This window comes from Pseudobdellovibrio sp. HCB154, assembly GCF_046267985.1.
Taxonomy (GTDB): domain Bacteria; phylum Bdellovibrionota; class Bdellovibrionia; order Bdellovibrionales; family Bdellovibrionaceae; genus Pseudobdellovibrio.
Genome location: NZ_CP176530.1, coordinates 388,928 through 412,480 on the forward strand (window position 1 = coordinate 388,928; position 23,553 = coordinate 412,480).

27 protein-coding genes are annotated in these 23,553 nt (G+C 40.5%); 19 read left to right on the forward strand and 8 right to left on the reverse strand.

The features are described 5' to 3' along the window. Positions 1–6: 6 nt before the first annotated feature. The 6 genes from ctaD (at position 7) to ACKWCF_RS02045 (ending at position 5,388) form a co-directional block, all read left to right on the forward strand. Positions 7–1,611: a cytochrome c oxidase subunit I gene (gene ctaD / locus ACKWCF_RS02020; RefSeq protein ID WP_409479024.1), complete on the forward strand. Its 1,605-nt coding sequence runs from the start codon at positions 7–9 to the stop codon at positions 1,609–1,611. After that, the gene (locus ACKWCF_RS02025; RefSeq protein ID WP_409479025.1) at positions 1,598–2,284 is read left to right on the forward strand and encodes a cytochrome c oxidase subunit 3 family protein; all 687 of its coding nucleotides are present in this window, start codon (positions 1,598–1,600) and stop codon (positions 2,282–2,284) included. The genes ctaD and ACKWCF_RS02025 overlap by 14 nt, the downstream gene beginning before the upstream one ends. Positions 2,285–2,294: 10 nt before the next feature. After that, positions 2,295–2,627, forward strand: a complete 333-nt coding sequence (locus ACKWCF_RS02030) for a cytochrome C oxidase subunit IV family protein (RefSeq protein WP_409479026.1) — start codon at positions 2,295–2,297, stop codon at positions 2,625–2,627. Between the two features lie 9 nt (positions 2,628–2,636). Further along, complete coding sequence (gene cyoE / locus ACKWCF_RS02035; RefSeq protein WP_409479027.1) at positions 2,637–3,515, forward strand: heme o synthase; 879 nt, start codon at positions 2,637–2,639, stop codon at positions 3,513–3,515. Between the two features lie 80 nt (positions 3,516–3,595). Beyond that, positions 3,596–4,237 (forward strand): YceI family protein, encoded by a 642-nt coding sequence (locus tag ACKWCF_RS02040; protein ID WP_409479028.1) that lies wholly within the window; start codon positions 3,596–3,598, stop codon positions 4,235–4,237. Continuing rightward, entirely contained in the window at positions 4,237–5,388 is a 1,152-nt protein-coding gene (locus ACKWCF_RS02045; protein ID WP_409479029.1) for a hypothetical protein, read from the forward strand. The genes ACKWCF_RS02040 and ACKWCF_RS02045 overlap by 1 nt, the downstream gene beginning before the upstream one ends. 143 nt (positions 5,389–5,531) lie before the next feature. Here the strand turns inward: ACKWCF_RS02045 and ACKWCF_RS02050 are convergent, their stop codons facing one another. Next, positions 5,532–6,359, reverse strand: a complete 828-nt coding sequence (locus ACKWCF_RS02050) for a LysR family transcriptional regulator (RefSeq protein WP_409479030.1) — start codon at positions 6,357–6,359, stop codon at positions 5,532–5,534. 122 nt (positions 6,360–6,481) lie between these two features. Between ACKWCF_RS02050 and ACKWCF_RS02055 the strand changes: the two genes are divergently transcribed. After that, positions 6,482–6,841: a hypothetical protein gene (locus ACKWCF_RS02055; protein ID WP_409479031.1), complete on the forward strand. Its 360-nt coding sequence runs from the start codon at positions 6,482–6,484 to the stop codon at positions 6,839–6,841. A gap of 70 nt (positions 6,842–6,911) precedes the next feature. Continuing rightward, complete coding sequence (locus ACKWCF_RS02060) at positions 6,912–7,832, forward strand: S1 family peptidase (protein WP_409479032.1); 921 nt, start codon at positions 6,912–6,914, stop codon at positions 7,830–7,832. Here the strand turns inward: ACKWCF_RS02060 and maiA are convergent. Continuing rightward, positions 7,829–8,509 (reverse strand): maleylacetoacetate isomerase, encoded by a 681-nt coding sequence (gene maiA, locus ACKWCF_RS02065; RefSeq protein ID WP_409479033.1) that lies wholly within the window; start codon positions 8,507–8,509, stop codon positions 7,829–7,831. The two genes, ACKWCF_RS02060 and maiA, sit on opposite strands and share 4 nt — an antisense overlap. A gap of 160 nt (positions 8,510–8,669) precedes the next feature. Between maiA and ACKWCF_RS02070 the strand changes: the two genes are divergently transcribed. Genes ACKWCF_RS02070 through ACKWCF_RS02085 form a run of 4 tightly spaced genes read left to right on the forward strand, consistent with a single transcriptional unit; the run spans position 8,670 to position 12,135 of the window. Then, a complete protein-coding gene (locus tag ACKWCF_RS02070) occupies positions 8,670–9,245 on the forward strand; it encodes a hypothetical protein (protein WP_409479034.1) in 576 nt (191 codons plus the stop codon). Positions 9,246–9,278: 33 nt separating this feature from the next. Beyond that, positions 9,279–10,262: a fumarylacetoacetate hydrolase family protein gene (locus ACKWCF_RS02075; RefSeq protein ID WP_409479035.1), complete on the forward strand. Its 984-nt coding sequence runs from the start codon at positions 9,279–9,281 to the stop codon at positions 10,260–10,262. A 12-nt stretch (positions 10,263–10,274) separates the two neighbouring features. Continuing rightward, positions 10,275–11,171, forward strand: a complete 897-nt coding sequence (locus ACKWCF_RS02080; protein WP_409479036.1) for a 2OG-Fe(II) oxygenase — start codon at positions 10,275–10,277, stop codon at positions 11,169–11,171. Between the two features lie 10 nt (positions 11,172–11,181). Then, positions 11,182–12,135: a LysR substrate-binding domain-containing protein gene (locus ACKWCF_RS02085; protein WP_409479037.1), complete on the forward strand. Its 954-nt coding sequence runs from the start codon at positions 11,182–11,184 to the stop codon at positions 12,133–12,135. A gap of 113 nt (positions 12,136–12,248) precedes the next feature. On the opposite strand, the gene ACKWCF_RS02090 is transcribed toward ACKWCF_RS02085, so the two are convergent. Continuing rightward, on the reverse strand, positions 12,249–12,653 hold the full coding sequence (locus tag ACKWCF_RS02090; RefSeq protein ID WP_409479038.1) for an OsmC family protein: 405 nt from the start codon (positions 12,651–12,653) through the stop codon (positions 12,249–12,251). A gap of 50 nt (positions 12,654–12,703) precedes the next feature. Here ACKWCF_RS02090 and ACKWCF_RS02095 point away from each other — a divergent pair, with 50 nt between their 5' ends. Next, on the forward strand, positions 12,704–13,606 hold the full coding sequence (locus tag ACKWCF_RS02095) for a phosphate/phosphite/phosphonate ABC transporter substrate-binding protein (RefSeq protein ID WP_409479039.1): 903 nt from the start codon (positions 12,704–12,706) through the stop codon (positions 13,604–13,606). Here ACKWCF_RS02095 and lexA read toward each other — a convergent pair whose 3' ends face one another. Together lexA and ACKWCF_RS02105 are read right to left on the reverse strand one after the other, a co-directional pair. Beyond that, on the reverse strand, positions 13,607–14,356 hold the full coding sequence (lexA, locus tag ACKWCF_RS02100) for a transcriptional repressor LexA (protein WP_409479040.1): 750 nt from the start codon (positions 14,354–14,356) through the stop codon (positions 13,607–13,609). Positions 14,357–14,396: 40 nt separating this feature from the next. Beyond that, entirely contained in the window at positions 14,397–14,585 is a 189-nt protein-coding gene (locus ACKWCF_RS02105; protein ID WP_409479041.1) for a hypothetical protein, read from the reverse strand. 132 nt (positions 14,586–14,717) lie between these two features. Between ACKWCF_RS02105 and ACKWCF_RS02110 the strand changes: the two genes are divergently transcribed. Continuing rightward, positions 14,718–15,569 carry a M14 family zinc carboxypeptidase gene (locus ACKWCF_RS02110; protein WP_409479042.1) on the forward strand — a complete coding sequence of 284 codons (852 nt, stop codon included), beginning with the start codon at positions 14,718–14,720 and terminating at the stop codon, positions 15,567–15,569. A gap of 3 nt (positions 15,570–15,572) precedes the next feature. Here the strand turns inward: ACKWCF_RS02110 and ACKWCF_RS02115 are convergent, their stop codons facing one another. After that, complete coding sequence (locus ACKWCF_RS02115) at positions 15,573–16,022, reverse strand: hypothetical protein (RefSeq protein WP_409479043.1); 450 nt, start codon at positions 16,020–16,022, stop codon at positions 15,573–15,575. Positions 16,023–16,204: 182 nt separating this feature from the next. Between ACKWCF_RS02115 and ung the strand changes: the two genes are divergently transcribed. From ung to ACKWCF_RS02130, 3 genes are read left to right on the forward strand one after another with little or no spacing between them, the layout of a single operon-like run. Beyond that, positions 16,205–16,873, forward strand: coding sequence for a uracil-DNA glycosylase (ung, locus tag ACKWCF_RS02120; protein WP_409479044.1), 669 nt, complete (start codon positions 16,205–16,207; stop codon positions 16,871–16,873). Positions 16,874–16,919: 46 nt separating this feature from the next. Beyond that, on the forward strand, positions 16,920–17,048 hold the full coding sequence (locus ACKWCF_RS02125; protein ID WP_409479045.1) for a hypothetical protein: 129 nt from the start codon (positions 16,920–16,922) through the stop codon (positions 17,046–17,048). A 57-nt stretch (positions 17,049–17,105) separates the two neighbouring features. Beyond that, the gene (locus tag ACKWCF_RS02130) at positions 17,106–17,735 is read left to right on the forward strand and encodes a hypothetical protein (RefSeq protein ID WP_409479046.1); all 630 of its coding nucleotides are present in this window, start codon (positions 17,106–17,108) and stop codon (positions 17,733–17,735) included. Positions 17,736–17,795: 60 nt separating this feature from the next. Here the strand turns inward: ACKWCF_RS02130 and ACKWCF_RS02135 are convergent, their stop codons facing one another. After that, positions 17,796–19,067 (reverse strand): hypothetical protein, encoded by a 1,272-nt coding sequence (locus ACKWCF_RS02135; protein WP_409479047.1) that lies wholly within the window; start codon positions 19,065–19,067, stop codon positions 17,796–17,798. Between the two features lie 107 nt (positions 19,068–19,174). On the opposite strand from ACKWCF_RS02135, the gene ACKWCF_RS02140 reads away from it, so the two are divergent. Further along, complete coding sequence (locus ACKWCF_RS02140; protein ID WP_409479048.1) at positions 19,175–20,059, forward strand: LysR family transcriptional regulator; 885 nt, start codon at positions 19,175–19,177, stop codon at positions 20,057–20,059. Between the two features lie 17 nt (positions 20,060–20,076). Here the strand turns inward: ACKWCF_RS02140 and ACKWCF_RS02145 are convergent, their stop codons facing one another. Beyond that, positions 20,077–21,906, reverse strand: coding sequence for an ABC-F family ATP-binding cassette domain-containing protein (locus ACKWCF_RS02145; RefSeq protein ID WP_409479049.1), 1,830 nt, complete (start codon positions 21,904–21,906; stop codon positions 20,077–20,079). A gap of 49 nt (positions 21,907–21,955) precedes the next feature. Between ACKWCF_RS02145 and ACKWCF_RS02150 the strand changes: the two genes are divergently transcribed. Continuing rightward, positions 21,956–23,536 (forward strand): ABC transporter substrate-binding protein, encoded by a 1,581-nt coding sequence (locus ACKWCF_RS02150; RefSeq protein ID WP_409479050.1) that lies wholly within the window; start codon positions 21,956–21,958, stop codon positions 23,534–23,536. The last annotated feature ends 17 nt before the right edge of the window (positions 23,537–23,553 follow it).

Below are 23,553 nucleotides of genomic sequence, written 5' to 3' on the forward strand. Positions count from 1 at the left end.
AGCAAAATGGGACACGCAGCTCACGGTAGCAACTATATCAATGCAGAAAAAGGCCTGATGTCATGGTTTACATCTTTAGACCATAAACGTATCGGTATTCTTTATTTCTGTACGGTTTTATTTTTCTTTTTATGCGGCGGTATCGCTGCACTTTTATTACGTTTAGAATTGTTCACGCCGAACACAGCGGCTAACGCAGGACAAGTTTTCGCTAACGGTGATATCTACAATCAAGCGTTAACTTACCACGGTGCGATCATGGTTTTCATGGTTATCGTTCCGGGTATTCCTTCAATTTTCGGTAACTTCTTTTTACCACTTCAAATCGGTGCGAAAGACGTTGCTTACCCGAAATTAAACTTAGCGAGCTGGTACCTGTTCATGACAGGCGCTACTATGGCTATTGCAACTATGTTCTTACACAGAGTTGATACAGGTTGGACGTTCTATACGCCTTACTCAATCAGAACTGGAACTTCTGTTTCTTTAATGGTGGCAGCGGTTTTCATCATGGGTATGGGTTCAGTATTAACTGGTCTTAACTTCATCGCGACAATCCACAAATTACGCGCTCCTGGTATGACATTCCACAGAATGCCATTATTCTGCTGGGCGATTTACTCAACGTCGATTCTTCAAGTATTAGCGACGCCGATCTTAGCGATCACGTTATTGCTTTTAATCATGGAACGTACATTCGGTGTAGGTATCTTTGATCCTAAACTTGGCGGTGACCCGGTATTATTCCAACATTTCTTCTGGTTCTACTCGCATCCTGCGGTTTACATCATGATCTTACCAGCAATGGGTATCGTTTCTGAGTTGTTAACAACTTACTCTAAAAAAACGATCTTCGGTTACACAGCGATTGCTTACTCTTCATTAGGTATCGCGATCGTATCGTTCTTCGTTTGGGGACATCACATGTACGTTTCTGGTCAATCAGAACTTGCTGGCGTGATCTTCTCTTTCTTAACGATGTTAGTAGGTGTTCCTACAGCGATTAAGATGTTCAACTGGCTTGCGACTCTTTACAAAGGTTCGATCGAATTCACAGCTTCGATGTTATACGCAATGGGATTTATGTTCTTATTCGTAATCGGTGGTGTGACTGGTATCATGTTAGCCGTATTACCAATCGACGTTCACTTCCATGACACTTACTTCGTGGTAGCTCACTTCCACTACGTAATGGTGGGTGGAACATTAATGGCGTTAATGGGTGGTATCTATCACTGGTTCCCGAAAATGTTCGGAAAAATGTACAGCGAAGGTTTAGCTCGTATGTCTTTCGTGTTCGTATTCGTTGGTTTCAACGTGACGTTCTTCCCTCAATTTATCTTAGGTGCGATGGGTATGCCTCGTCGTTACTTCGATTACATCCCGGCTTACGAACAGTTAAATAAAATTTCAACTGTTGGTTCTTGGTTAATCGGTTTAGGTTTCTTGATCGGTTTAGTTTCGATCATCAAAGCTTTAACTTCTGGTGCTAAAGCTCCTGCAAATCCATGGGGCGCAAAAACATTAGAGTGGCACACAGAATCTCCGCCAATTACACACAACTTTTCTCACGAACCACACGTGACAGAGGGGCCTTATGAGTACAAGTAAGATGATTAACGGTGTTCCTGTTCAGGAGCACTTTAAAGACGCTCATCACCAATTTGATACAGCGAAAATGGGAATCTGGTTGTTCATGTGTACAGAGATTCTTATGTTCGGTGGTTTATTCGTTGGTTATGCGATTTTCCACATGATGTACCCTGAGATGTTCTCTGAAGGCGCAAGCTTTCTTGACTGGAAAATGGGTTTCGTAAATACGTTAGTTCTTATCTTTTCGTCATTAACAATGGCTTTAGGTATCTACTTCATCCAAACAAACCAAATCAAAAAGGCTGTTTGGTCTTTAGCGATCACGATCCTTTGCGGAGCAGTGTTCATGGTTATCAAATACTTTGAATACACGCACAAATTCCACATGGGTATTTTCCCAGGAAACATGCTTGATTTAGCGAAGTTAAATGAACACTTAACAGCGACTGGTCTACCGACAATCAAATCGACAAACCTTGGTATGTACTTTGGTTTCTACTTTTGTATGTCTGGTCTTCACGGTATCCACGTTTTAGTGGGTATGGGTTTAATCACTTGGTGTTTAATCCGTGCAGTTCGTGGCGATTTCAACCCTAACTATTATACGGCTGTAGAAGGTGTTGGTATCTTCTGGCATATCGTCGATTTAGTTTGGATCTTCTTATTCCCTTTACTTTACTTAGTAGGTTAGGAGTTTATAAATGGCACACGGTCACAAAGAACAATTACCTAATGAACACCACATCACACCACTTGCAACTTACTTAAAAGTTGCAGGGGCGTTATTTGCTTTAACTTTCTTAACTGTTGGTGCACATGCTGTTAACCACTTGTTAGGACCTGCAGCTCCGTTAGTTGCGTTTGCAATCGCGGCAGTAAAAGCATTCTTAGTTATGGCTTGGTTCATGCACTTGAAATATGAAAGCATGGAAAACAGAATCGTATTCTCTTTAGGATTCGTTTTCTTATTAGTGTTATTCGGAATTTCAATCACGGATATTTTATCACGTCATTTTATCAGTGGAGTTCTTTAAAACTCTGCTGTGTTTAAGATTTATTCCCAACTTACAAAATTTGGAATAGTCATATTCGTACTTTTAGCCGGTTTAGCAGGATATGCGACCGGCTATTTTGTTGAGACACCTTTTTCTTGGACACATCTTTTAACGTTCGTTGGTGGACTGTATTTTTTAAGTTCAGGTTCTTTAGCGCTTAACCAATGGCAAGAGATCGAACTTGATAAATCAATGCCGCGTACGAAAAACCGTCCGTTAGTAACGGGCGCTTTAACTCCGGCAGCCGCTTTAATTATTTCAATCACGTTAACAGTACTTGGCGTAGCGATGTTATTTAGCTTAACAGCCATGGCCGGTTGGTTGGGAATTATTTCTGTCATTTTATATAACGGCCTTTACACTTACATCTGGAAACCGAAATGGATCTTCGGTGCTGTGCCTGGGGCGATTCCTGGGGCGTTACCAATTACGATTGGTTATGCGAGCTGTAATCCTGATATTTTCAATTTAGATTCAGTGTATTTATTTTTAATTATGTTCTTATGGCAAATGCCACACTTCTGGTTATTGGCGATGAAGTACAAAGAAGATTACCGTGCGGGGCAAATTCCGACATTGCCAACGGCGCTAGGTGATCAGAAGACTTTATTTCACATCGGTCTTTATACGTTTTGTTATGTGGGTGTGGCGATTGCTTCACCGTTCTTTTTACAAACGAGCTGGTTATATGTGTTAGCTGTGTTTCCGTTTGCGTTTTTCTTAATGAAGGAATTCTTTCGTCTTTACCGCTCAGAAGGGCGTGAAAGATGGTTTGCTTTTTTCATGTGGGTCAACTTTTCAATGCTGGTTTTCGTATTTGTACCAGTTATTGATAAATGGAGCTTTCTTTTCCTACACCGCGTCTAAATCCTGACTTGAGTTTTTATAAACCTCGTAGCTAATCTCTTTGGTAAAGCGGGCCTAATCAGGCCGTTTGAAGGGATTTTATGAAGCATTTTTTAGTTACATTCTTATTAGCTGTATCAGTTCAAGCTGCGGATAAAAGCACTAAACCTGCGGCAAAAGCTAAAGCTCCAGTGAGTGCCGCAGCAGAAGTAAAAACAGAAGCCCCTAAAGGTGAGTCAGTGGTTTTTAAAGCGACCGAGGGAAAAACTGAATTTTTAGCTATCGGTAAACCTTCAATGATTAAAATTAACGGCGAAGCTCAAGGCCCAGAAGGCACATTAACAGCGTCGAAAAATTCTTTAAGCGGCACCGTAAAAGTTGATTTAAACCAACTAACGACAAAGATCGATCTTCGCGATGATCATATGAAAAATAAATATTTAGAGGTTTCTAAATTTCCTGAAGCCACTTTAGAATTCGTAAATCTGCAATTACCAACGGATTTCGCTACTTTATCTGATAAAGAAACTGAAGTTCCTTTTACAGGAAAATTCACGATGCACGGTAAAACAAGCGATGTGACAGGTACCGCTAAAGTAGCCCGTATTGCGACTCATGTTGCGGGTCATGCGCAATTCGCGTTTAAAATTACCAATCACTTAGACACTCTTCCAAGTTGGTTAGGGGTTAAAGTCGCTGAAGATGTGACAGTGAAAGTTCAACTTAAAGGCTTAGTGCAATAATGAAGTTTCGTTTTAAATTTGCAGCTGTAGTTTTATTATTTTCACAAACGATTTTCGCGTTTCCAGAGATGATTAAGCATGGCTACGTGAACTGTACGGCTTGCCACGTTTCTCCAAGCGGGGGTGGTGTTTTAAACCCCTACGGTCGTAACTTATCAGCCGAATTAATCAGTACCTGGTCAAACAAGGGTGAAGAAGGGTTTCTTCACGGCGCTGTTGATACATCGACTGTTGATGAATGGTTAGCTCTTGGTGGTGATTACCGAGGTGTTCAGGTTCATACTGATTACGCGAATAAAGCCACGGGTGTTAACAATGTGGATGGTCGTTATATCAATATGCAAATCGGTTTAGAGATGGGTATCATTCAACCGAAGTGGGCTATTGTTGGCTTTTTAGGCCAGTATAACTTTAACGAACCAGAGCACTATAACCGCCTGCAGGCTAAAGTAAGCCGCTTATACGGTTTATTTAAGCCCACTGACGAACTCACTTTCAAAGTTGGTCGCTTTCAACCTAATTTCGGTATTAATCTTCCAGACCATAACCTATCAACACGCACGCGCTTAGAAATGGGTTCACTGTCTTACCGTGGCGGAAAAATTTCGATTGAAGATAAAAATACAGCTGAAGTTTTCTGGTTAGGTGAAGAGTATAACTTTTCTTTGGCTGGTTATCGCATTCGTAAAGATTTAACGGATGATAACGATAAAGGTTTTACGTACACAGCCAGCAAAGTTTTTGCTGAAAAATTTAAATTAGGTCTTCAGGGTTTAAGTGAAAAAAGTGATGTGCGCGAAAAGAAAATTTTCGGGCTGACTGGTTTACTTGGTTGGAACGAAAAATGGTCGACATTAGCTGAAATCGATAATGTGAAAACAACACCTTCTTCAGGTGTTGAAACAACAGGTATCGCTGCTATTCACCGCACAGGGTATGAAGCTTTTAAAGGCTTTCAAGTGTTGGTGTTAAACGATTATTACCAATCTAATAAAGATAACGGTGCCACTAAGCTTTACCGATATGGCCCAGGATTAATTTGGTACCCACGCCCGCACTTTGATTTTCAGCTGTTTTACACCAAAGAGCAGCGCTCAAGCCTTGAGGGTGAAGGCGATTACGCTTGGTTAATGACTCACTATTATTTCTAATTTTGGGTAGTACGACGCTCGCCATCCTGGCTGTACTTCAGACGGCTTGACTCAGGCTTCTGCCTTCGTCCCTTCGGGTTACACGCAAAAATAGCATCCTGCTATTTTTGTCCTGCCGTCTGACCAGGGTTTTGGTTATTTTTTTATAAGTCTTTTAGAGTTTCGGTCATAAATTGGATTAAATCTTTGCGTTCGCTGATTTGAAACTTTGATTCGTGCACAATCATACATAAATCGAAATGGATTAATTCAGATCCGATTTTTTCAAAATTGTAAGCTTCAGCAATAGGATTTGGTAAAATTCCATAACAGGTATCGGCTGCGACACTGGCGGCAATAACTTCGTAATTGTGAACAGGAATCAGCTTATACTGATGCGAAAGTTTAGTGAGAATCTTTGGTGCTAAGTACATGTCAGGGTTGTACATGAGTAGCACGTGGTTTTTTTTCTTTTTCCAGATACCGACGTGCTCAGATCTGATTTTTTTTGGAATTAAGTTCGGATTTCTAATCGGGTTGATGACAAATCCTAAATCAATCTCTAAACGGTTTACTTTTTGTGTTATTTCTTTCGAAGTTCCAAACACAGTTGTCAGGTCAAATTCAATATTTTGCTGGTACAAAGCCGGTGCAAGTAAAGGTAAAACAGAACGGGCAATGACAGGATGAAAGCCCACCGTCAAACGCTGCTGCCAAGCCGCCACATCGGTGTTTTGGCTTTGGCTTTTTATCCACTCATGTTCAAGGTGCTCAATCGATTTTTTTAAATGTGAACCAGCCGCCGTCAATTTAAGGCCTCGTGAAGTTCGTTCAAAGAGTTTTGCTTTATGTTCGTGTTCAAGTTGCAGAATGATTTTTGACATGGCCGATTGGCCCATGCCGTGAATTTCTGCGGCCTGGCTTAGGTTTAAGGTTGAACAGCAAGTTCTAAAGTACAGATAATCTTTTTTAAACGGTGTGCTCTTTATCATTCCAATAAAGAATATCAGGTATTCCGTAAATGGAATACCAAAATTAAATAAGAAATGGGATAGATAGTTTAAGGATGAAAGCTTTACCAGGTAGGTAAAGGCTTTGATAAGGAGTAAGGGTTATGAGAGCAGTTCTGTTAACATTAACTTTTTTAACTTTGGTTTCTTGCAGCTATAGCCACACGAGTGGTGGCCATGATCAAGCTTCGCCGCAAGCCGGTTTATCTGATCCAAAACCCGGTGAAGAGCCTGCGGTTCGTTACGCTGATGTGAATAGCGCCGTATTTGCAAGTTCATGCTCGGGCTGCCATCAGAAAAAAGGTTTAGATTTAAGTTTTGCCGATTACGCAAATTCAAAATCATTCGCGAATGAAATTTTTGTTCGCGTATTCGAAGATCAAGATATGCCTCCACGTGGAGGTTTGACTGAACTGCAACTTCAAGTTTTAAGAACTTGGATTGAAAACGGTTCGCCGGAATAATTCTTGCTCCCTTGGCGTAAAAGCGATCTGCAATACAGATTTGGGGTAATACACCCCACAAGGAGTCCCAATGAAACCGGTGTGGCTGATTTTATTATCGATAGTCTTTATTAGTTCTTGCGATAAAAAAGAAAATGCAAAAACGGTTTCTCCGCCTCCAGCAGCACAGCAAGGCAATAATGATTGTGAGAAAGTCCGCCTGAGCAATGCGTTGGGCGATGCCAACAGTATTATAGGTGGTACGCGTGTTTTATCCACAGACCCTGATGCCAAAACTACGGCGATGATTATTTCAACCGAAAAAAATACCGGCGAATCTTTTGTGTGTACCGCAACACCAATTACTAACCGCACACTTATCACCGCCGCTCACTGTTTAGACCGCGCTTCAAAAGTGACGGCGATTTTTTATGTCGATTTGATGTGCTCAAGCGGTTTTAAATTTAGCCGTGATGCTATTCGTGCAGTGGATTTTAAATGGCATCCAGATTATGACCCGAATTTAATGAACAGTGGTAATCCTGATATCGGCTTAGTGCATTTAGCGGACGATATAAAACCAGGATATCCTGTCTACGAAATTAATTTAGCTCCTCAAAATTTAAACTCTGATCTTTTATTATATGGTTATGGCGTCACCGGATCGAATAATTCTGACAGCACGGTTTTACGCAAAGTGCGTTTAGAGCGTAACGAATACGGTTTTGAAATGAGTTCGATTGTGATTACAAATAATGGTGTGCGCGGTATTTGTTTGGGTGATTCAGGCGGCCCTGGTTTTGTGAGAGCGAATAATGAATTACAAATCGCAACGGTGAATTCTTTTGGCTTTGGTCCTCGTAATGATGTGTGCGGTGGAAGAAGCAGTTTAATTCTGCTTCACCCATTTATGCCATTTATTCATGAAACATTACAGAAGTGGGGCGAATCATTACCGACACCAATGCCTGGGCCAGCACCGCAACCACCACCACCTGTGGTTAATAATTAACTAATACGAAGATCTGCTGGCGTATCGACTTGGCGAAATGGATGCGCTTTTTTGAAAGCGTCGATACTTGAACAGTGATTTACGATTTTGCTGATATGAGGAAACGCTTCTAGCGGTACTTTAAATCTTTGCGCAGTAAAAATCTGTGGTACTAAAAATAAATCGGCCGCGGTGATTTCATCACCAAAGCAAAATAAACCTGAATGTTTTTCTAACATCTTTTCACAAGCAGTAAGGCCTGCTGTGATGAAGTAGTGAATCCATTTTGTTTTTTGCTCTTCGTTCGCTCCGAAATTTTTTTCTAAATACTGAAGTGTGCGTAAATTTCCGTAAGCGTGAGTGTCGGCGTTGATATTTTCACAAAACTGTTTAACTAAGGCTTTTTTATACGGATCTTTCGGGAACAGTTGATAACTTTGTGGAAAAGCATCATCTAAGTATTCACAGATCGCAATGGATTGGCCGATCACATTTTTTTTACCGTTAGTTTCATGAACTAATGTAGGAACTCCACCCATGGGATTTAAGGCACGGTATTCGGCCGAATGTTGTTCGCCGCCGTTATTCAGTAAATGAATGGGTTTATAGTCGAAAGGTAATTTTTTAACCTCTAAAGCGATGCGGGCACGGTAAGAAGTTGAACTGCGAAAGTAATTATAAAGCGCTAATTTATCCATATAAACCCTTAGTTTTTTCTTAGTTTCAGGGGGTGTGGCTAAAACTCCAACAGATGTTGCAGGACGCCAAAGTGTGGCTCTGGTTAGACCCTTGTTTTTCGCGTGTCTAGTTCTGTTTAGAGGAGTAAGCTCAAGGCAGAAATATAAGACTGGAGGGTCTATGTTCAAAAAGTTATTTACAGCAGCAACAGTTATTTTTTCTATGGTTTCAGTAGCTCAAGCCGAAGTGGCTTACTCAATGCCAGCACTTGAGGTCGGTTTTAAGTTAAACACTATGGATCTTGATGGCGCGACTTCGAACAAACAATCACAAGCTTTTCAAGGCGGCGGTTCTATCGTTTTTGATTTTGGTGATTCAGGATTCGGTTTAAAAACTGGCTTAATGTATTCAGAGCGTACTTTTAAAAATGAAGCTCTGCTAAGCAATTTAGAAGGTAAAATTACTTACTTCGATGTTCCGTTACACTTGATGTTTAAATTCGAAGATTACGCGGGAATCTTTTTAGGCCCATCATTCTCAACTAAATTAGGCGATGAGTGTACAACTAGTTTTGGTGGTGGTTGTTCTGTGCCTGGTGTTAAATCTACAATTATGCCATTAACATTCGGTGCGCAATTTAAAATGGCTGCTAACTTCGGTTTAAGCTTATTTTTCGAAACTATTTCAGGTAAAGTCGCTGACAATCTTGAAAGTTCACGTGGCGTTGGCGCAAACTTATTATTCGTTTTCGACTAAGTTAATTAGTTTTAAAAAAGGATCTAGAGACTCATGAAATTAGCTTCACTTAAAGTATCAAATTCTAAAGACGGTGAATTAGTCATTGTTAGTCGTGATAATAAATCTTTTGTTTCGGCTAAAGATATTGCACCGAATTTATTAAACGCTATGGAAAATTGGGCGGCTATTGAACCAAAATTAAAAGCCCGCTACGACCAATTAAATAGCGGAAGTGCGGCTGGTGCTCAGACGGTTTCTAGTTCTGCCATTTTTGCCTCAGCTTTACCGCGCACATGGCTTTTTGCCGATGGCTCTGCCTTTATCCATCATATTAAGCTTGTGCGTAAAGCGCGTAATGCCGCTTTACCTGAAACACTTTTAACAGTGCCCTTGATGTATCAAGCTGAAAGCGGAAGATTTTTAGATCCTATCGAAGATATCCCGCAGCGTGATTTTTCTCACGGTACGGATTTTGAAGCTGAAGTGGGTGTGATTGTAGATCATGTTCCGATGGGGGTAACTCCGGAGCAGGCTCTTAAGCACATTAAGTTATTAGTTCTTATTAATGATGTTTCCCTGCGCGGCTTAATTCCAGAGGAGTTAGCGCAGGGGTTTGGTTTTTTCCAATCTAAACCTAATAAAGCATTATCTCCATTAGCCCTAACAACAGATGAACTTGGTTCAGCCTGGAAAGATGGCCGTGTGCAGTTGCCACTTAACGTAACTTATAACGGTCAATTCTTCGGTAAAGCCAATGCTAAAGAAATGCATTTTCACTTTGGTCAGTTAATCGCTCATGCCGCAAAAACTCGTGATTTAGCCGCCGGTACTTTAATTGGCTCAGGCACTGTAGCTAATGAAGATGCGACTGTGGGTTCAAGCTGTTTAGCTGAAAAACGCACGTTAGAGCAAATCAACGAGGGTAAACCTTCTACGCCATTTATGAAAGTGGGCGACACTATTGAAATTGAAATGTTCAATGACAAAGGCGAAAGCTTATTTGGCCGCATTTCACAAAAAGTAGCTCAGGCTTAAAGAAAGTTATTAGTGAAACATTTTTCGGTTCATAAAAACTTTTTTCCAGAAGCTAAAAATTTACGTGCGGAGTTTGACCAAAATTTCTCAAACCCGCGCGGAACCGATTCAAAACGTTTTGTTTGGGATTACTGGTACTTCGAAGACCAGTATCACTTAATCAGAACTCCGGCTTTTTATTATTTTACTAAAAAGATTTATCGAAACTTTCACTCTCAATTAGTGCAATGGGGGCGTGAAAACTTAGGTTGCCACGATATCTCACCACCGTGGATGAGTTATTACGTTGATGGCTGTTATCAGAATCTTCATTCTGATGTGCCGCACGGCCCATGGGCTTTTGTGTATTCGTTAACGGTTGATCCCAAAGCTTTTAAGGGCGGTGAAACGTTAATTATGAAACCTGATGTGCTTGATTACTGGAGCACCTTTCAAGACCAGCAAGACCGCGAATATCAAAGCTTTGTTGATCGTATTCCTGCAAACTTTAACCAGCTCGTTGTTTTTGACCCGCGTTTCCCACACGGGGTAACTGAGGTTAAAGGTACACGTGATCCGCAAAAAGCGCGTTTAGTGATTCATGGTTGGTTTGTTGAGCCAAGGCCTTATGTCGTGGGCGGTTTAACAACAGCCCAAGTGCAAAAGCCCTTATCAGAAGCCATGTATATGTTTTCTGAAGAGGTAGCAAAGATCAATCCAACGCATGGAACTGTTTCCATCAGATTAGAAATTTCTCCGGCCGGGAATGTGACGGGTTACCAAGAAGTGACTAACACATTAGTGTCGCTTGCGCATAACCAACAAGAAGTCATTTATACAAAAAAACTTCTTAAATCTCTGTTTGCGAATTTACATTTTCCGAAAGCTAAGAAAAAATCATATTTAACGATTCCGATTCTGTTTAAATAGAAGGTACGAAATGACGCTGACTCAGTTAACTTACATTGTTGCTGTTGATAAATTTAAAAACTTTGGCCAAGCTGCTGAAAGTTGTTCGATCACGCAACCGACATTATCAATGCAGATTCAAAAGTTAGAAGAAGAGTTAGGCGTGCAAATTTTTGATCGCAGTCATCAACCGGTTAAAACAACAAAAATCGGCGCTTCGTTAGTGACACAAGCACGTGTGATTTTAACTGAAAGCCAACACTTTCATGAAATCATTCAAGATAATAACGGCGAAGTTAAAGGCGAAGTGACGGTTGGAGTTATTCCAACATTAGCTCCGTATTTACTGCCGCTATTTTTAAAGAAATTTTCAACAAAACATCCGGCATTGCAAATTCACGTTGAAGAGCTGCAAACAGAGCAAATTTTAGAGCGTTTAAAAAACTCTTCGTTAGATGTGGGTTTACTAGTAACGCCGATTGATGACCCAAGTTTAGAATCAGCACCTTTATTTTATGAGCCGTTTTTAGTTTATGCTTCAGAAAAAAGTGCTTTAGCCTCAAAAGCCAAAGTGCAGCAAACCGATTTAAATTCGAACGAGTTATGGTTGTTGACAGAAGGCCACTGTTTTAGAGATCAGTCATTGGCGATCTGTAAAAACAGAAAAAAGGTGACAGACATTCATAGAAATATTAAATTCGAATCTGGAAGTATAGAAACCCTACGCCGTATGGTGGATCAGGAAACTGGGTTTACTTTGCTTCCGTATTTAGCTGCCCAAGAGGTTGGTAACCGTAAGCAAGTGAAAGAATTTGCGTCTCCGGTGCCAACACGTGAAGTCAGTCTTATTCACAACACGCATTTTAAACGTCACGCTTTTAAAGAATCATTAATCGAAACCATTCAGAAGAACCTACCTAAGGATATTCATATCAATCAGACAAAGAATACCCAGGTTGTCGATCTTCCGATAGGAAATCGTTAGAGGGTGCCAGGCCTTTTTTGCTACGGGTATATTTGTTAATACGGCCGCTGCGCTGGTTGGCTTTCCTAGCCGGCCTTTCTGACGGCATCGTGCCGTCAGAGGAGATAATTAAATTATACGAACAGAATTTCTACGGGAACTTCAACATCCGGGTGTAATGATTTTTTCACCGGGCAGTTGTTGGCAATTTCAGGAATTCTTTTTTTGAATTCTTCGGGGATTGAATTCGGAAATTTACAAACAGTTTTGAGTGAAGCAATTCTTCTTGGTGGTGGTGTCATCACTTTTTCAGTGTATGAGGTAGCACCCACGATAGAGATATTTTCTTTCTCGGCGTGAATCGCAACAGTAGTTAAAATACATGTTCCCACGGCTGTCGCTACTAAGTCTGTCGGAGAAAAAGTTTCACCTAAACCTTGATTATCTTTCGGGGCGTCAGTTTGGATTGTCGACTGAGAAGGGCCGTGAGTGGCTTCACAGTGTTTTTGACCTGTGTATTTTGAGCTGATTGTTACCATATGCATGTACCTCTTGCTTATTGGGTATATATTCAGGTATCAGTTAAGTCATGAATTTACGTACGTTGTTATCTTTATTGGCATTGGTTTTCGTTGTTTCTTCATGCACTCAATCTAATGAATTAGGAAGCAAGAAAAACCCATTTAAGTTTTATATCGTTCCTGCCCAAGACGTCGTGGCTCTTAAAGAGCAGGGTGAAAAGTTAAAAGAATTTTTAAAAAAAGAAACAGGCATGGAAGTCGAAATTGAACTTCCGATCAATTACATCGCTTTAGTTGAAGCCTTCGGTTCAAAGCGTGCGGATGCAGGGATTATTAATACATTTGGTTATATCTTAGCGAACGAAAAATACGGTGTTCAGGCCAGACTAAAATTAATGAACCGTGGCCGCGACGAGTATTACGGGCAAATCATTGCGCGCGCTGATGGCCCAAAATCAATTAAAGAATTAAATGGTAAAAAATTTGCGTTTGTTGATCCAGCTTCAACATCGGGTTATTTATTGCCGCTTCGTTTATTCAAACAAGAGAATGTAAAACTTAAAGAATTTATGTTCGCCGGAAAGCACGACACTGTGGTGCGCGCGGTTTATCAAAAGCAAGTCGATGCAGGAGCTACGTTTTACACTCCACCAGACGATGATGGCACACCTAAAGATGCGCGTTGGATTTTACGTACAGAATATCCTGACGTTTATGACAAAATTAAAATCTTAAAATTAACTGGCCCGATTCCGAATGATCCGGTGATTTTTAGAAAAGATATTCCAGAAGAAGTGAAACAGAAGTTTTCTGATGCTTTAATCAAGTACGTTAAAACTGATGAAGGTAAGTCAGTTTTATTGGGCATGTACCATATCACCGATTTTAAGGCGGCGTCTGATAAAGACTACGACCTTGTACGCGGTTACCTTAAAGACGTCGGCGAAACCGCACAAAGTTTTATTAAATAATTAATATTTACGAAGTAAGGCCTTAACCAAACCTTTGATTTCAACTTGTTGTGGGGCGTACCACATCGAAGTTAAACGTGGGTTGGCTGGACGAAGTTCAACAGCTTTCGTTATTGTTGAGATCTCGGGGTTTTTCTTCATATAGAAGCGTTTAACCGTAGATTCAGTTTCAACGCTAGCGACTACAAGGTCACCGTCTTTAGCATTTTTCTGAGATAACACGACTAGGAAGTCACCATCAAAGATGCCTTCATCAATCATCGAATCACCTTCTACTTTTAAAGCGAAGTAATCGCCCGGTGTTTTAATAAACGTGGCCGGCACATCAATAAATTCATTTTCATGAAGGCGCTCAATCGGCGAACCGGCGGCAACGCGCCCTAAGAAAGGAATAGGAAGAACCTTCGAATTGTCGCTTTGTGAGCTTTGGGAAGACTGACCAGCGAAGGAGTTCTTCGAAGGTTCTTTCACTATATTTAATCTATTCGCGAGATCCTTTTGAAAATCATCTGCTGAGTGCAGGATTTGAATCGCGCGTTTTTGGTTTTGAGGAATAAGCACATAACCTTTGTTGCTCAATTGTTTCAGATAATTTTGAACTGAATTGAATGAGGCAAAGCCAAAGTGATCGCAGATCTCTTGGTAAGAGGGCGATACGCCTTTAGAAACCAGTTCCTGCTCAATGAATTGCAGGACTGATTTCTCTTTGGCTGTTAATGGTGGGAGGGGCTGGTTTGCTTGTTTCTTCATACACATAACTTACAGTGTAAGAAATGTGTAAGTCAATAGGTTATTTACTAAATCTTTCTTTAGGACCATGGACTGGCTTGTCGCTTAAAGAGGCTGGTTTTTTATCGCTGTGATGCTCTGGGGCAGAGACGACATGTTTAGGAGCTGATGAACAGTTCTGATAAAACAACAGAACAAACGGGTTTGCGATGAATAATAGGGCTAACATAACGCTACTCTTTTTTGCCATTCTCAAATCTCCTTCGTACTAACCTAAGTCGGGTCTCGGCATAAATTACCTATCGGTGTGATTGAGAAAAACATGAGGACTTTTTTGCACAGATATGATGTTATTTTGAGAATGAAAATCTTCAGTCTCATATTGATCACATTAAACATATTTTCGGTGAGTGCTTTTGCGGAAAGCGCAACATCAGCGACAACTGAAATTAAAACTGAAGCTCCCGTTGTAAATAAAGAAGCCCTTAGCTCTTGGTGCACTGAAGTTCTAGGTCGTTACAAAAACTATAAGACGAAAACGAATCTGGTTAAAGCCTGCGAAAAAGTGGTTCAAAAAGATGGTTGCGCATCTGTAAATGGCAAACCAATCTTTCACGTGGATCAAAAAGGGAAAAACGAAAAAGCAAAAAATATTCTGGTGATCAGTATGATTCACGGTGATGAAATTGGCGCCGGCTCTTTAGGGCGTTACTGGTTTGAGCGTGTGCAGGAAATTGATCCGCGCAATAACTGGAGAATTATTCCTATCGCGAATCCTGATGGCGCTTTGAAAAAAACGCGTACCAATGCCACAGGTGTCGATTTAAACCGTAATTTTCCGACAGCAGATTGGGAAGCTGAAGCGCAAAAGTTCTGGAAAAAAGAAGCCAAAAGTTCTGTGCGTAAATTTCCAGGCGATAAAGCAGCCAGTGAGCCTGAAGTTAATTGTATCGTGAAGCATATCGAAGAATTCAAACCGCAGTTTGTAATTTCGATTCATACGCCGCTAAATGTTTTAGATTACGATGGTCCGAAAGTAAAATCACCGAACTACAGTTATCTACCTTGGAAACGTTTAGGAAATTTTCCGGGAAGTTTAGGCCGCTATCTTTGGGTTGAACAAAGTGTTCCGGTATTAACGGCCGAATTAAAAGGTGAACTTCCGACAACAAGTAACGTGTTTGATCAGTTACAAGATTTGATCGGTCATTTAGTTCAAGTCGATCTTAAATAATTACTAGTGGACTTGGGTATTTTCAGTGGCCTGTTGAATCGCGTTTAAACGATCTTGCGGGCTTTCTACTTCGTCTTGAATTTCTGATAGACGTTGGAGCATAGCTTCTTTGGCGGCGTTGATAGCATCAAAGATATCATGGCCAAAACCTTCAGCTTCAAGCGTAGCTTCGCCTTCTTTAAGAACAATCGCAATGCGATAAGGGTAGTGATTATCAGCCGAATCTGCGTCGCTTGAAATAACATGGTCGTCATCAGCGTAAGCGCCTTCAGCATCACGAGCCAATACGATGACATTCGTTTCCGGCGTCACATAGGGGCTGAATTCGTTGATTTGCTGATAAACAAAAGATTTTACTTCAGGGTCTGTTTCAATAAGATGCAGTGTATCCTGAAGCGACGTTGTTCCTTGGAGGTGGGTTTTATTTTTCTTAGTAAGATTCTTTCTTGCCATAGAGCCTCCCGTAACAGTTATTTCATTTTAACATTGTGTTCAAAAATTCAGAAGTCTAAGTCCGCAAAAAAATTAAATATTCTGCATATGCGGATTAAATATTTCTGAATACGAATATAATTCTTTTAGCGCAGTAAATTAATGCTCGTGTCTCGACCTAAGTCATTGTATCAATTTGGTATATGGCAAACATAAAACTTTCTGATAGCTGGCGTAATCATTTAGAATCCGAGTTCCAAACTGCGTACATGAAGGACCTAAAATCCTTTCTGCAAAAAGAGTACGAAGCCGGTAAGAAAATTTATCCTGATGCGAAAAAATATTTTAACGCACTAGATTTAGTTGATTTGAAAAATGTAAAAGTGGTTATCCTCGGGCAAGATCCGTATCACGGGCCGGGCCAAGCCCACGGTTTAAGTTTCTCTGTGCCAGAGGGCGTTCGTTTTCCGCCATCATTGTTAAACATCTTCAAAGAATTAAAAGCTGATCTTGGAAAAGAAATGCCAACTTCGGGAAATTTAGAACGTTGGGCTAAACAAGGGGTACTTTTACTCAATGCCGTTTTAACTGTTGAAGAAAGTAAGGCCGCCGCTCATCAAGGCAAGGGCTGGGAAAAATTCACAGATAAAATTATCGAAGTTGTAAATCATGAATGTGATCACGTTGTGTTTATCTTATGGGGAGCTTACGCCCAGAAGAAAGGCGCCATCGTCGACCGTAAAAAACATTTAGTGCTTGAGAGTGTTCATCCATCGCCACTTTCATCACACCGTGGATTTTTTGGCTCAAAACCTTTTTCCAAAGCAAATTCTTGGTTACGAGAACAAGGACTAGAACCTATCGATTGGTAGTGTCTAGTCGTAGACTCGTCAAAGTTTTCACGCTTACACTAAAAAAATGAAAAGATTATTTGTCGCTTTATTTTTAGTGGGAGTTGTATCATCGATCGTTAATGCCGGTCTTCATCATTATCAACACGACAACCCATCATCGAATAAAAAAACCACTCCCAATATGTGTGTTTAGCAAGCTCAAGGCCTAGCCCCTATAGACGGGCTAAGGGATAAAGCTTAAACTAAAAGCATGAAAAAAATGTTATTAGTTTTAGTGTCGTCGTTAGGTTTTACTCTTTCTTCTTTTGCCGCTGATCCTTGTGGATCAAAGAGCATTCAAATCGGCGATGCCCAGCTTGAACTGATTAAAGTTACTGATAAACCTGAAAAGACAGCAAACGGCCAAAGCATCAAAGGTTCTGACGAAGTTTTAATTTCAGGAATTTATATGTTCGTACGTAACGGGCAAACCTGGAATGTGTACCGTTGTGCTGACGACGTTAAACGCGATAAAGCCAATAACCCTGTTGTTAATTTAAATAATTGCGTTGTAAAAAATGATTTTGAATTCGGTAACTTAGTTAAACGTTACGGAAACTCTGGCATCACAGTTAGAAAAACAGACGGCAACCGTTTAGAGATTCGTTTAAATGTGGCTGGTGCCGAAGACATGGATTATTACGATGTAAAATCAACGTCTGATGGTTTGGAAGTGATTCAGAATAAATTTCAAGAAAACAAACAGCAAAGATACTTAAGCCATCATGAGCGCGTATCTTTAGGCGTTTGCTCTGGTTCTAAAAATTCTAAAACGGCTTCTGGTGGCGGTTCTTCTACAGGGTCAACAAGCCCCTCTAAAAAAGTAAAAACGGGTAACTAAAAATAAAAAACCCTCTAAATATTTCTATCTAGAGGGTTCAACTCGGGTTCTATATTCAGACTAATTATTTAATCCATTAATTTGTGTATAAATTTTTGTCTGTTCAGCAGAGTCATTCGTCAGTTTTAATAGACGGCGTAATTTAGGTTCTGCAAAACGGTCTTCGTTTGTAAATATCGGCTTACCAGTTCTTAAATTCGATAACATTTGTTGCTCTTCTTCAGCGTGCAGGATTTCAATGCGTCCAACTAACGTACGCACAGTTTCAGAAGGTCGTGGATATACATCAAGTGGTAATAACGCGTCTGTTTCCGCGCGTGTTAAAACATAGAGAGCACGTAAACCTTTTGATCTTAAATAGCTGGTCTTCCAAGTGTTAAACATTGAAAGCGCTTCATCTGGGTAAAGCCCTGAATCAATCAGCGCTTGCACAATCACTTGTTGAGCTTCAGTTTCAAACTCAGCACGTGGTTTTTTCATACGGTCGCGGAAGTAAGTTAAATCTTTATCATTCAGATTTGAACTTGTACCTTGAGCCAATGAACCTAATGCTTTTACAGCGCCTGTTGATTCTGTCACATCAAGTAAGATGACGCTTGAAATATTCTGGCCATTGTTTTTTAAGGTAACACCTTGGCCAATAGCCGACGTGATATTTAGATTTGTCGTGAAATCACCTAAACCGCGGTAGAAAATAAATTTTTCGTTTTGCGTTCCTGAGCGAACATAGTTGGCTGCGGAAACTTCACGAGCCGGGGCGTACACATTTCCAGATTCAACTGGAGGCAAAGGCATTTTTTCGTTTGTGATTTCAGCATCAAATCTCGTGTAACCACCAAATAATCCGGTGATTTGACCAAGCGAGGGTCCAAAATAAGTAGGTGCTGGAAAGTATTGCGAAATAATTCCTTTTGGAAAAGACACATTTACACTTACTTGTTTTTTCTCTTCGCTGTAAAAATAAATGACCGGTGTTTCCATTTTTTGCGTTACATTTTCCGCGTGAACTTGGAAACCGCTTAAACCTGGTGAATCGTCACACACGGGGATTCCTTTAGAAGGGCGGCAATGACCTGTGCCTCCTGGAATAAAGGTATATTCTTTTAATAAATCACGTCCTACAATAAAAGAAGGCAATTGTTCTTCTTCGTGGTGTAAGCCACCTAAACGTTCGCCATCAGATCCTAGAACAGAAGTGAAAGTTCCCCATTCATGGACCACAAATTTCTTCGCGCTTGGGCTCGTGGTTTGGTTAGTGTTAACTGGCGCAGCGTCTGCTAGTTGGCTTACTAAAGCCACAGCAAGGACCGCATATAATAATATCTGCTTCATCGCATTCTCCTTGTGGTTATTTCCAATTCGTTTTGAACGGGATAAAGCAGTTTTTATTAAATAAGCTTGCTAAAAAAAAGTAATATATAGTAATTAATCCATAACTTATGGATATACAGCAACTGCGCTACTTTAGCGCTATAGCAAAGACCGGCTCTATGAGTCGTGCAGCTGAATTACTTAATATTTCGCAACCCGCTCTTTCAAAAGTGACAAAGCTTTTACAAGAAGAGTTAGGAGTTCCTTTAATTCGCCACGTTGGCCGTCAAATTATTTTGACAGAGCACGGGCAGCGTTTAGCTGAACGTTCACAAACCTTGATTCGTGATTTTGAAAATTTAAAAGGTGAAATTGAAAACCGCGATGTGAGCTGCTGTAAAGATATTAAGATTGCCACCTTCGAAGTGTTTTCAACCTATGCCTTAGAGTTTTTAAATCATCTTGAGTGGGAGCAAAACACGCTGTCATTGCATGAAGTTTTACCGGGCGAATTAGAAGAAGCTGTGGCTAATAAAAAAGTCGATGTCGGTATTACCTATATGCCAGTGCCACATCCGGATTTAGAACATTTAAAAGTCATGTCGATTGATATGGGTGTTTTTTCACATCCCGACGCTTTTCCAGAGTTAGTGCAAAACGATTTTCCTTATGTGGTACCTGTTATGCCGATCACCGGAACACCGTCACGCGTGCGTGGTTTAGACGGGTGGCCTGATGATGTGTTCACACGTAAAGTAAAATACCGCGTAACACTTCTAGAAACAGCGCTTGAATTGTGTCGTCAGAAAAAGGCTGCGGGATTTTTTCCGGTGTTTGTTGTAAATCTTCATAATAAGAGCATTGATAAATCTTTAAGACTCATCCGCAGACCGGGTATTAAAGGCTGTCGTTTGGTACAAACTGATGTCTATATCGTGAAAAGAAAATCCGATGTGGAAAATAAGTTTATCAAACAATTAGCTAAAGGATTACGTGCCGTTTGTAGCACGTAATCTTAGGAATGAGCTGACTATTTACCAATAAGTTGAGTCAGCTCTTGTTTTTTTAGCTCTACATTTTCCATATGGTTCATCAGAGCTTCTTCCATTTGTTCCGTTTCAGAACTTAAAGCCGCTGCTTGTTTGGCGATCTCTTGCGCCTGCGGGCCTTGAGCTGTGATTAACGCTGCTGTGAGTTCGTTTTGTTTTTCAGCTTGGCGGAATAACAGCTCTTCAGTTTTTAGAATTTTTCTTTCTAATTCTTTAATTTCTGAGTTTAAACGTTTTGTTTCTTCTTTGTAATTAAACTTTTTCTCAGCTGTTTCAACAACAGCTGAAGCTTTTTCGACGACTTGCGGAGTATCAATACGCTGACTTAAAATCCCTTTTTCTAAGCTCCAGAGATATTCATCATATGAGCCTGGGTATTTTTCAATCTGACCATTGCGAACTTCAATAATCTGAGTCGTGACTTGTTTTAAGAAGTTACGATCATGCGAAACTAAGATAATAGTTCCGTTAAATTCAGATAAAGCGATCGCTAGTGCATTTACCGTATCAAAATCCAAGTGATTCGTCGGCTCATCGAGAAGAAGTAACGGGTTTCTCTGTAAGAGCACTTGCCCTAAGGCCACACGCGTTTTTTCACCACCCGATAAAACTTTAATTTTTTTATGTACGCTATCACCTGAAAATAACAGTGAACCGGCCATATTTAAAAAATCTTGGGCTACATTATCTTTATGAGCTTTACGTTGAAGCGCATCTAAAACTGTGTCTTCAGGTAACAACTCATCCGCTAAGTGCTGGGCAAAGTAAGAAAAACGCACTTGATGACCCCATTTAAGTTCACCAGTAATTAACGGGATCTTTTCAGCGATGGATTTTAACAGAGTTGATTTACCAGCGCCGTTATAACCGACGATCCCGATCTTTTGCGCACGATCAATGATTAGATTTACATTCTTAAGAATCACTTTTTCGCGGTCATAACCAAGATCAGCGCTTTTTAGCGTCACGATCTCTTTACCTGTGGCTGTGGCCTCGGGTAATTGAATCACTGCACGTGGCGGAAGTTTTTTAATTTCTACTTTTTCTAAGCGGTCTAAACTTTTAAGACGGCTTTGCGCTTGGCGGGCTTTGGTCGCTTTGGCTCTGAACTTATCCACGAATTCTTGGATCTGTTTGCGCTTATTTTCAATTTGTGCAGCTTTAGCTTCTAATAAACGTTTAAGTTCGGCCTTTTGTTCGAAGTAATCATCAATATGACCTGGAAATTTGACGATATCACCGGCTTCGACCTCTAAAGTGTACTCAGTGGTGCGACGTAAGAACTCACGGTCATGTGAAATCAGTAAAAAAGCCTGCTTATAATCCTGTAAGAAATTTTCTAATGTTAAAATACTCTCAAGATCCAAAAAGTTCGTCGGCTCATCCAGAAGCATGATGTCGGGCTCAAGACCGATTAAGTACAAAAGCTTCATACGCATACGGTAGCCGCCCGATAATTGGGTCAGTTTCCCGGAAAAGTGACTTTCCTGTAAACCAAGCCCCAAGCCGATTTGCTTCAATTCCCAGATGGGCTTAAGGCAGTTCTCTTTGAGGTAGTCTTCGGCATTGATATCAACGGTCCAATCGGATTCTTGCTCGAGGTAACCGATGCGTAATCCATTAGCTTTTGTGATCTCGCCGTTATCTAAATGCTCTAGGCCTACGATAATTTTGAATAGAGTCGATTTTCCGGCTCCGTTAGGACCGATCACTCCGACGTGTTCGCCTTGATTTATAGAAAAACCGGCCCCATCAAAGAGGACTTTTGCGCCGTATTGTTTACTTGCATTGTAGAGTTGAAGCAGAGTCATTTCTGTGCCACATTACAAGAGTTTTAATGATGTTTAAAGGGGGAATTTCATGAAAAAAACATTTTTAGCGGCATTGCTATTACCAGCATTCGTGCACGCAGCAGACAACTTTATTTTCTGTATGGAAGGAAGTCCATCGTCGTTCAATCCACAATTAGTGACTGACGGAACGAGCATGAACTCATCAGCGCAAACGATTTTCAATCGTTTAGTTGAGTTCAAACCAGGCACTACAGAAGTAGGCCCAGGCTTAGCAGAGTCTTGGACAATTTCTAAAGACCGCAAAACTTACACTTTCAAATTACGTAAAGGCGTAAAGTTTCACGCAAACTCACTTTTCACACCAACACGTGATTTTAACGCCAACGATGTTGTTTACACTTTCAAAACTCAGTTAGATCCTAAACATCCACTTTCAATTCCTGCCGCTTCTTATGATTATTTCAAAGCGATGGAATTAGATGCTTTGATCGCTGACGTTAAAAAAGTTGACGACAACACTGTTGTTTTCGAATTAAAACGCCCTGAATCTCCGTTCTTAGCTAACTTAGCTATGGATTTCGCGTCTGTTCTTTCTGAAGAATACGCTCAATCTTTAGTTAAATCTGGCAAAGGTTTAAAAACTTTAGAAACAGCGCCAATCGGAACTGGTCCGTTTGTTTTCAAATCTTACCAAAAAGATTCAACAATTAAGTACACAGCAAATCCAACTTACTGGAAAGGCAAACCGAAAATCGAAAACTTAATTTTCGTTATCGTTGCTGATGCGACTGTACGTACGCAAAAAATGAAATCTGGCGAATGCCATGTAATGGCTGAACCACAACCGCAAGATATCGAAGCGTTATCTAAAAACCCAGCAATCAAAGTGATGAACTCTGCGGGTCTTAACGTTTCTTACATCGCTTTTAACACTGAGAAAAAACCTTTCAGCGACTTAAAAGTTCGTGAAGCGGTATCGCTTGCGTTAAATAAAAAATCATACATCGATGTGATTTATAAATCTTCTGGTCAACCAGCTAAAAATCCAATTCCACCAACTATGTGGTCTTACAACAACAAAACAGCTGACCAAGCTTATGATGTTGAAAAAGCTAAAAAGTTATTAAAAGAAGCTGGCTACGCTAACGGTTTTGAAACTGAATTATGGACTATGCCGGTTTCTCGCCCGTACTTACCGAACGGTAAAAAATTAGGTGAGTTAGTACAAGCTGACTTAGCTAAAATCGGTGTGAAAGTTAAATTAGTGACTTTCGACTGGCCGACATACTTAGAGAAATCTAAAAAAGGTGATCACGCTATGATCCAATTCGGTTGGACTGGTGATAACGGCGATCCAGATAATTTCATGAACGTATTATTAGGCTGTACAGCGGTTAAAGCGGGTTCAAACTACGCTCGTTGGTGCCATAAAGAATTCGACACTCTTTTACAACAAGCTAAAGAAGAATCAGCTGTTGCAAAACGTACGGCTCTTTATATGAAAGCTCAGGAAATTTTCGCTAAAGAAAAACCATGGTACCCAGTGGCTCACTCAAAACAAAACAAAGTGATGTCTTCTAAAGTACAAGGTTACAAAATCGATCCATTCGGACATGAAAACTTCGAAGCGGTTTCACTCGCGAAGTAATCGCGGCAACATCTAGA

Coding starts and splice junctions, on each gene's coding strand:
- ACKWCF_RS02130 (WP_409479046.1), top strand. CDS start 17,106: ATGAAAAAAATGTTATTAGTTTTAGTGTCGTCGTTAGGTTTTACTCTT.
- maiA (WP_409479033.1), bottom strand. CDS start 8,509: ATGGATAAATTAGCGCTTTATAATTACTTTCGCAGTTCAACTTCTTAC.
- ACKWCF_RS02025 (WP_409479025.1), top strand. CDS start 1,598: ATGAGTACAAGTAAGATGATTAACGGTGTTCCTGTTCAGGAGCACTTT.
- ACKWCF_RS02040 (WP_409479028.1), top strand. CDS start 3,596: ATGAAGCATTTTTTAGTTACATTCTTATTAGCTGTATCAGTTCAAGCT.
- ACKWCF_RS02075 (WP_409479035.1), top strand. CDS start 9,279: ATGAAATTAGCTTCACTTAAAGTATCAAATTCTAAAGACGGTGAATTA.
- ACKWCF_RS02150 (WP_409479050.1), top strand. CDS start 21,956: ATGAAAAAAACATTTTTAGCGGCATTGCTATTACCAGCATTCGTGCAC.
- ACKWCF_RS02055 (WP_409479031.1), top strand. CDS start 6,482: ATGAGAGCAGTTCTGTTAACATTAACTTTTTTAACTTTGGTTTCTTGC.
- ACKWCF_RS02050 (WP_409479030.1), bottom strand. CDS start 6,359: ATGATAAAGAGCACACCGTTTAAAAAAGATTATCTGTACTTTAGAACT.
- ACKWCF_RS02145 (WP_409479049.1), bottom strand. CDS start 21,906: ATGACTCTGCTTCAACTCTACAATGCAAGTAAACAATACGGCGCAAAA.
- ACKWCF_RS02045 (WP_409479029.1), top strand. CDS start 4,237: ATGAAGTTTCGTTTTAAATTTGCAGCTGTAGTTTTATTATTTTCACAA.
- ACKWCF_RS02070 (WP_409479034.1), top strand. CDS start 8,670: ATGTTCAAAAAGTTATTTACAGCAGCAACAGTTATTTTTTCTATGGTT.
- ctaD (WP_409479024.1), top strand. CDS start 7: ATGGGACACGCAGCTCACGGTAGCAACTATATCAATGCAGAAAAAGGC.
- ACKWCF_RS02060 (WP_409479032.1), top strand. CDS start 6,912: ATGAAACCGGTGTGGCTGATTTTATTATCGATAGTCTTTATTAGTTCT.
- ACKWCF_RS02115 (WP_409479043.1), bottom strand. CDS start 16,022: ATGGCAAGAAAGAATCTTACTAAGAAAAATAAAACCCACCTCCAAGGA.
- ACKWCF_RS02095 (WP_409479039.1), top strand. CDS start 12,704: ATGAATTTACGTACGTTGTTATCTTTATTGGCATTGGTTTTCGTTGTT.
- lexA (WP_409479040.1), bottom strand. CDS start 14,356: ATGAAGAAACAAGCAAACCAGCCCCTCCCACCATTAACAGCCAAAGAG.
- ACKWCF_RS02030 (WP_409479026.1), top strand. CDS start 2,295: ATGGCACACGGTCACAAAGAACAATTACCTAATGAACACCACATCACA.
- ACKWCF_RS02135 (WP_409479047.1), bottom strand. CDS start 19,067: ATGAAGCAGATATTATTATATGCGGTCCTTGCTGTGGCTTTAGTAAGC.
- ACKWCF_RS02140 (WP_409479048.1), top strand. CDS start 19,175: ATGGATATACAGCAACTGCGCTACTTTAGCGCTATAGCAAAGACCGGC.
- ACKWCF_RS02105 (WP_409479041.1), bottom strand. CDS start 14,585: ATGGCAAAAAAGAGTAGCGTTATGTTAGCCCTATTATTCATCGCAAAC.
- ACKWCF_RS02125 (WP_409479045.1), top strand. CDS start 16,920: ATGAAAAGATTATTTGTCGCTTTATTTTTAGTGGGAGTTGTATCATCG.
- ung (WP_409479044.1), top strand. CDS start 16,205: ATGGCAAACATAAAACTTTCTGATAGCTGGCGTAATCATTTAGAATCC.
- ACKWCF_RS02090 (WP_409479038.1), bottom strand. CDS start 12,653: ATGGTAACAATCAGCTCAAAATACACAGGTCAAAAACACTGTGAAGCC.
- ACKWCF_RS02085 (WP_409479037.1), top strand. CDS start 11,182: ATGACGCTGACTCAGTTAACTTACATTGTTGCTGTTGATAAATTTAAA.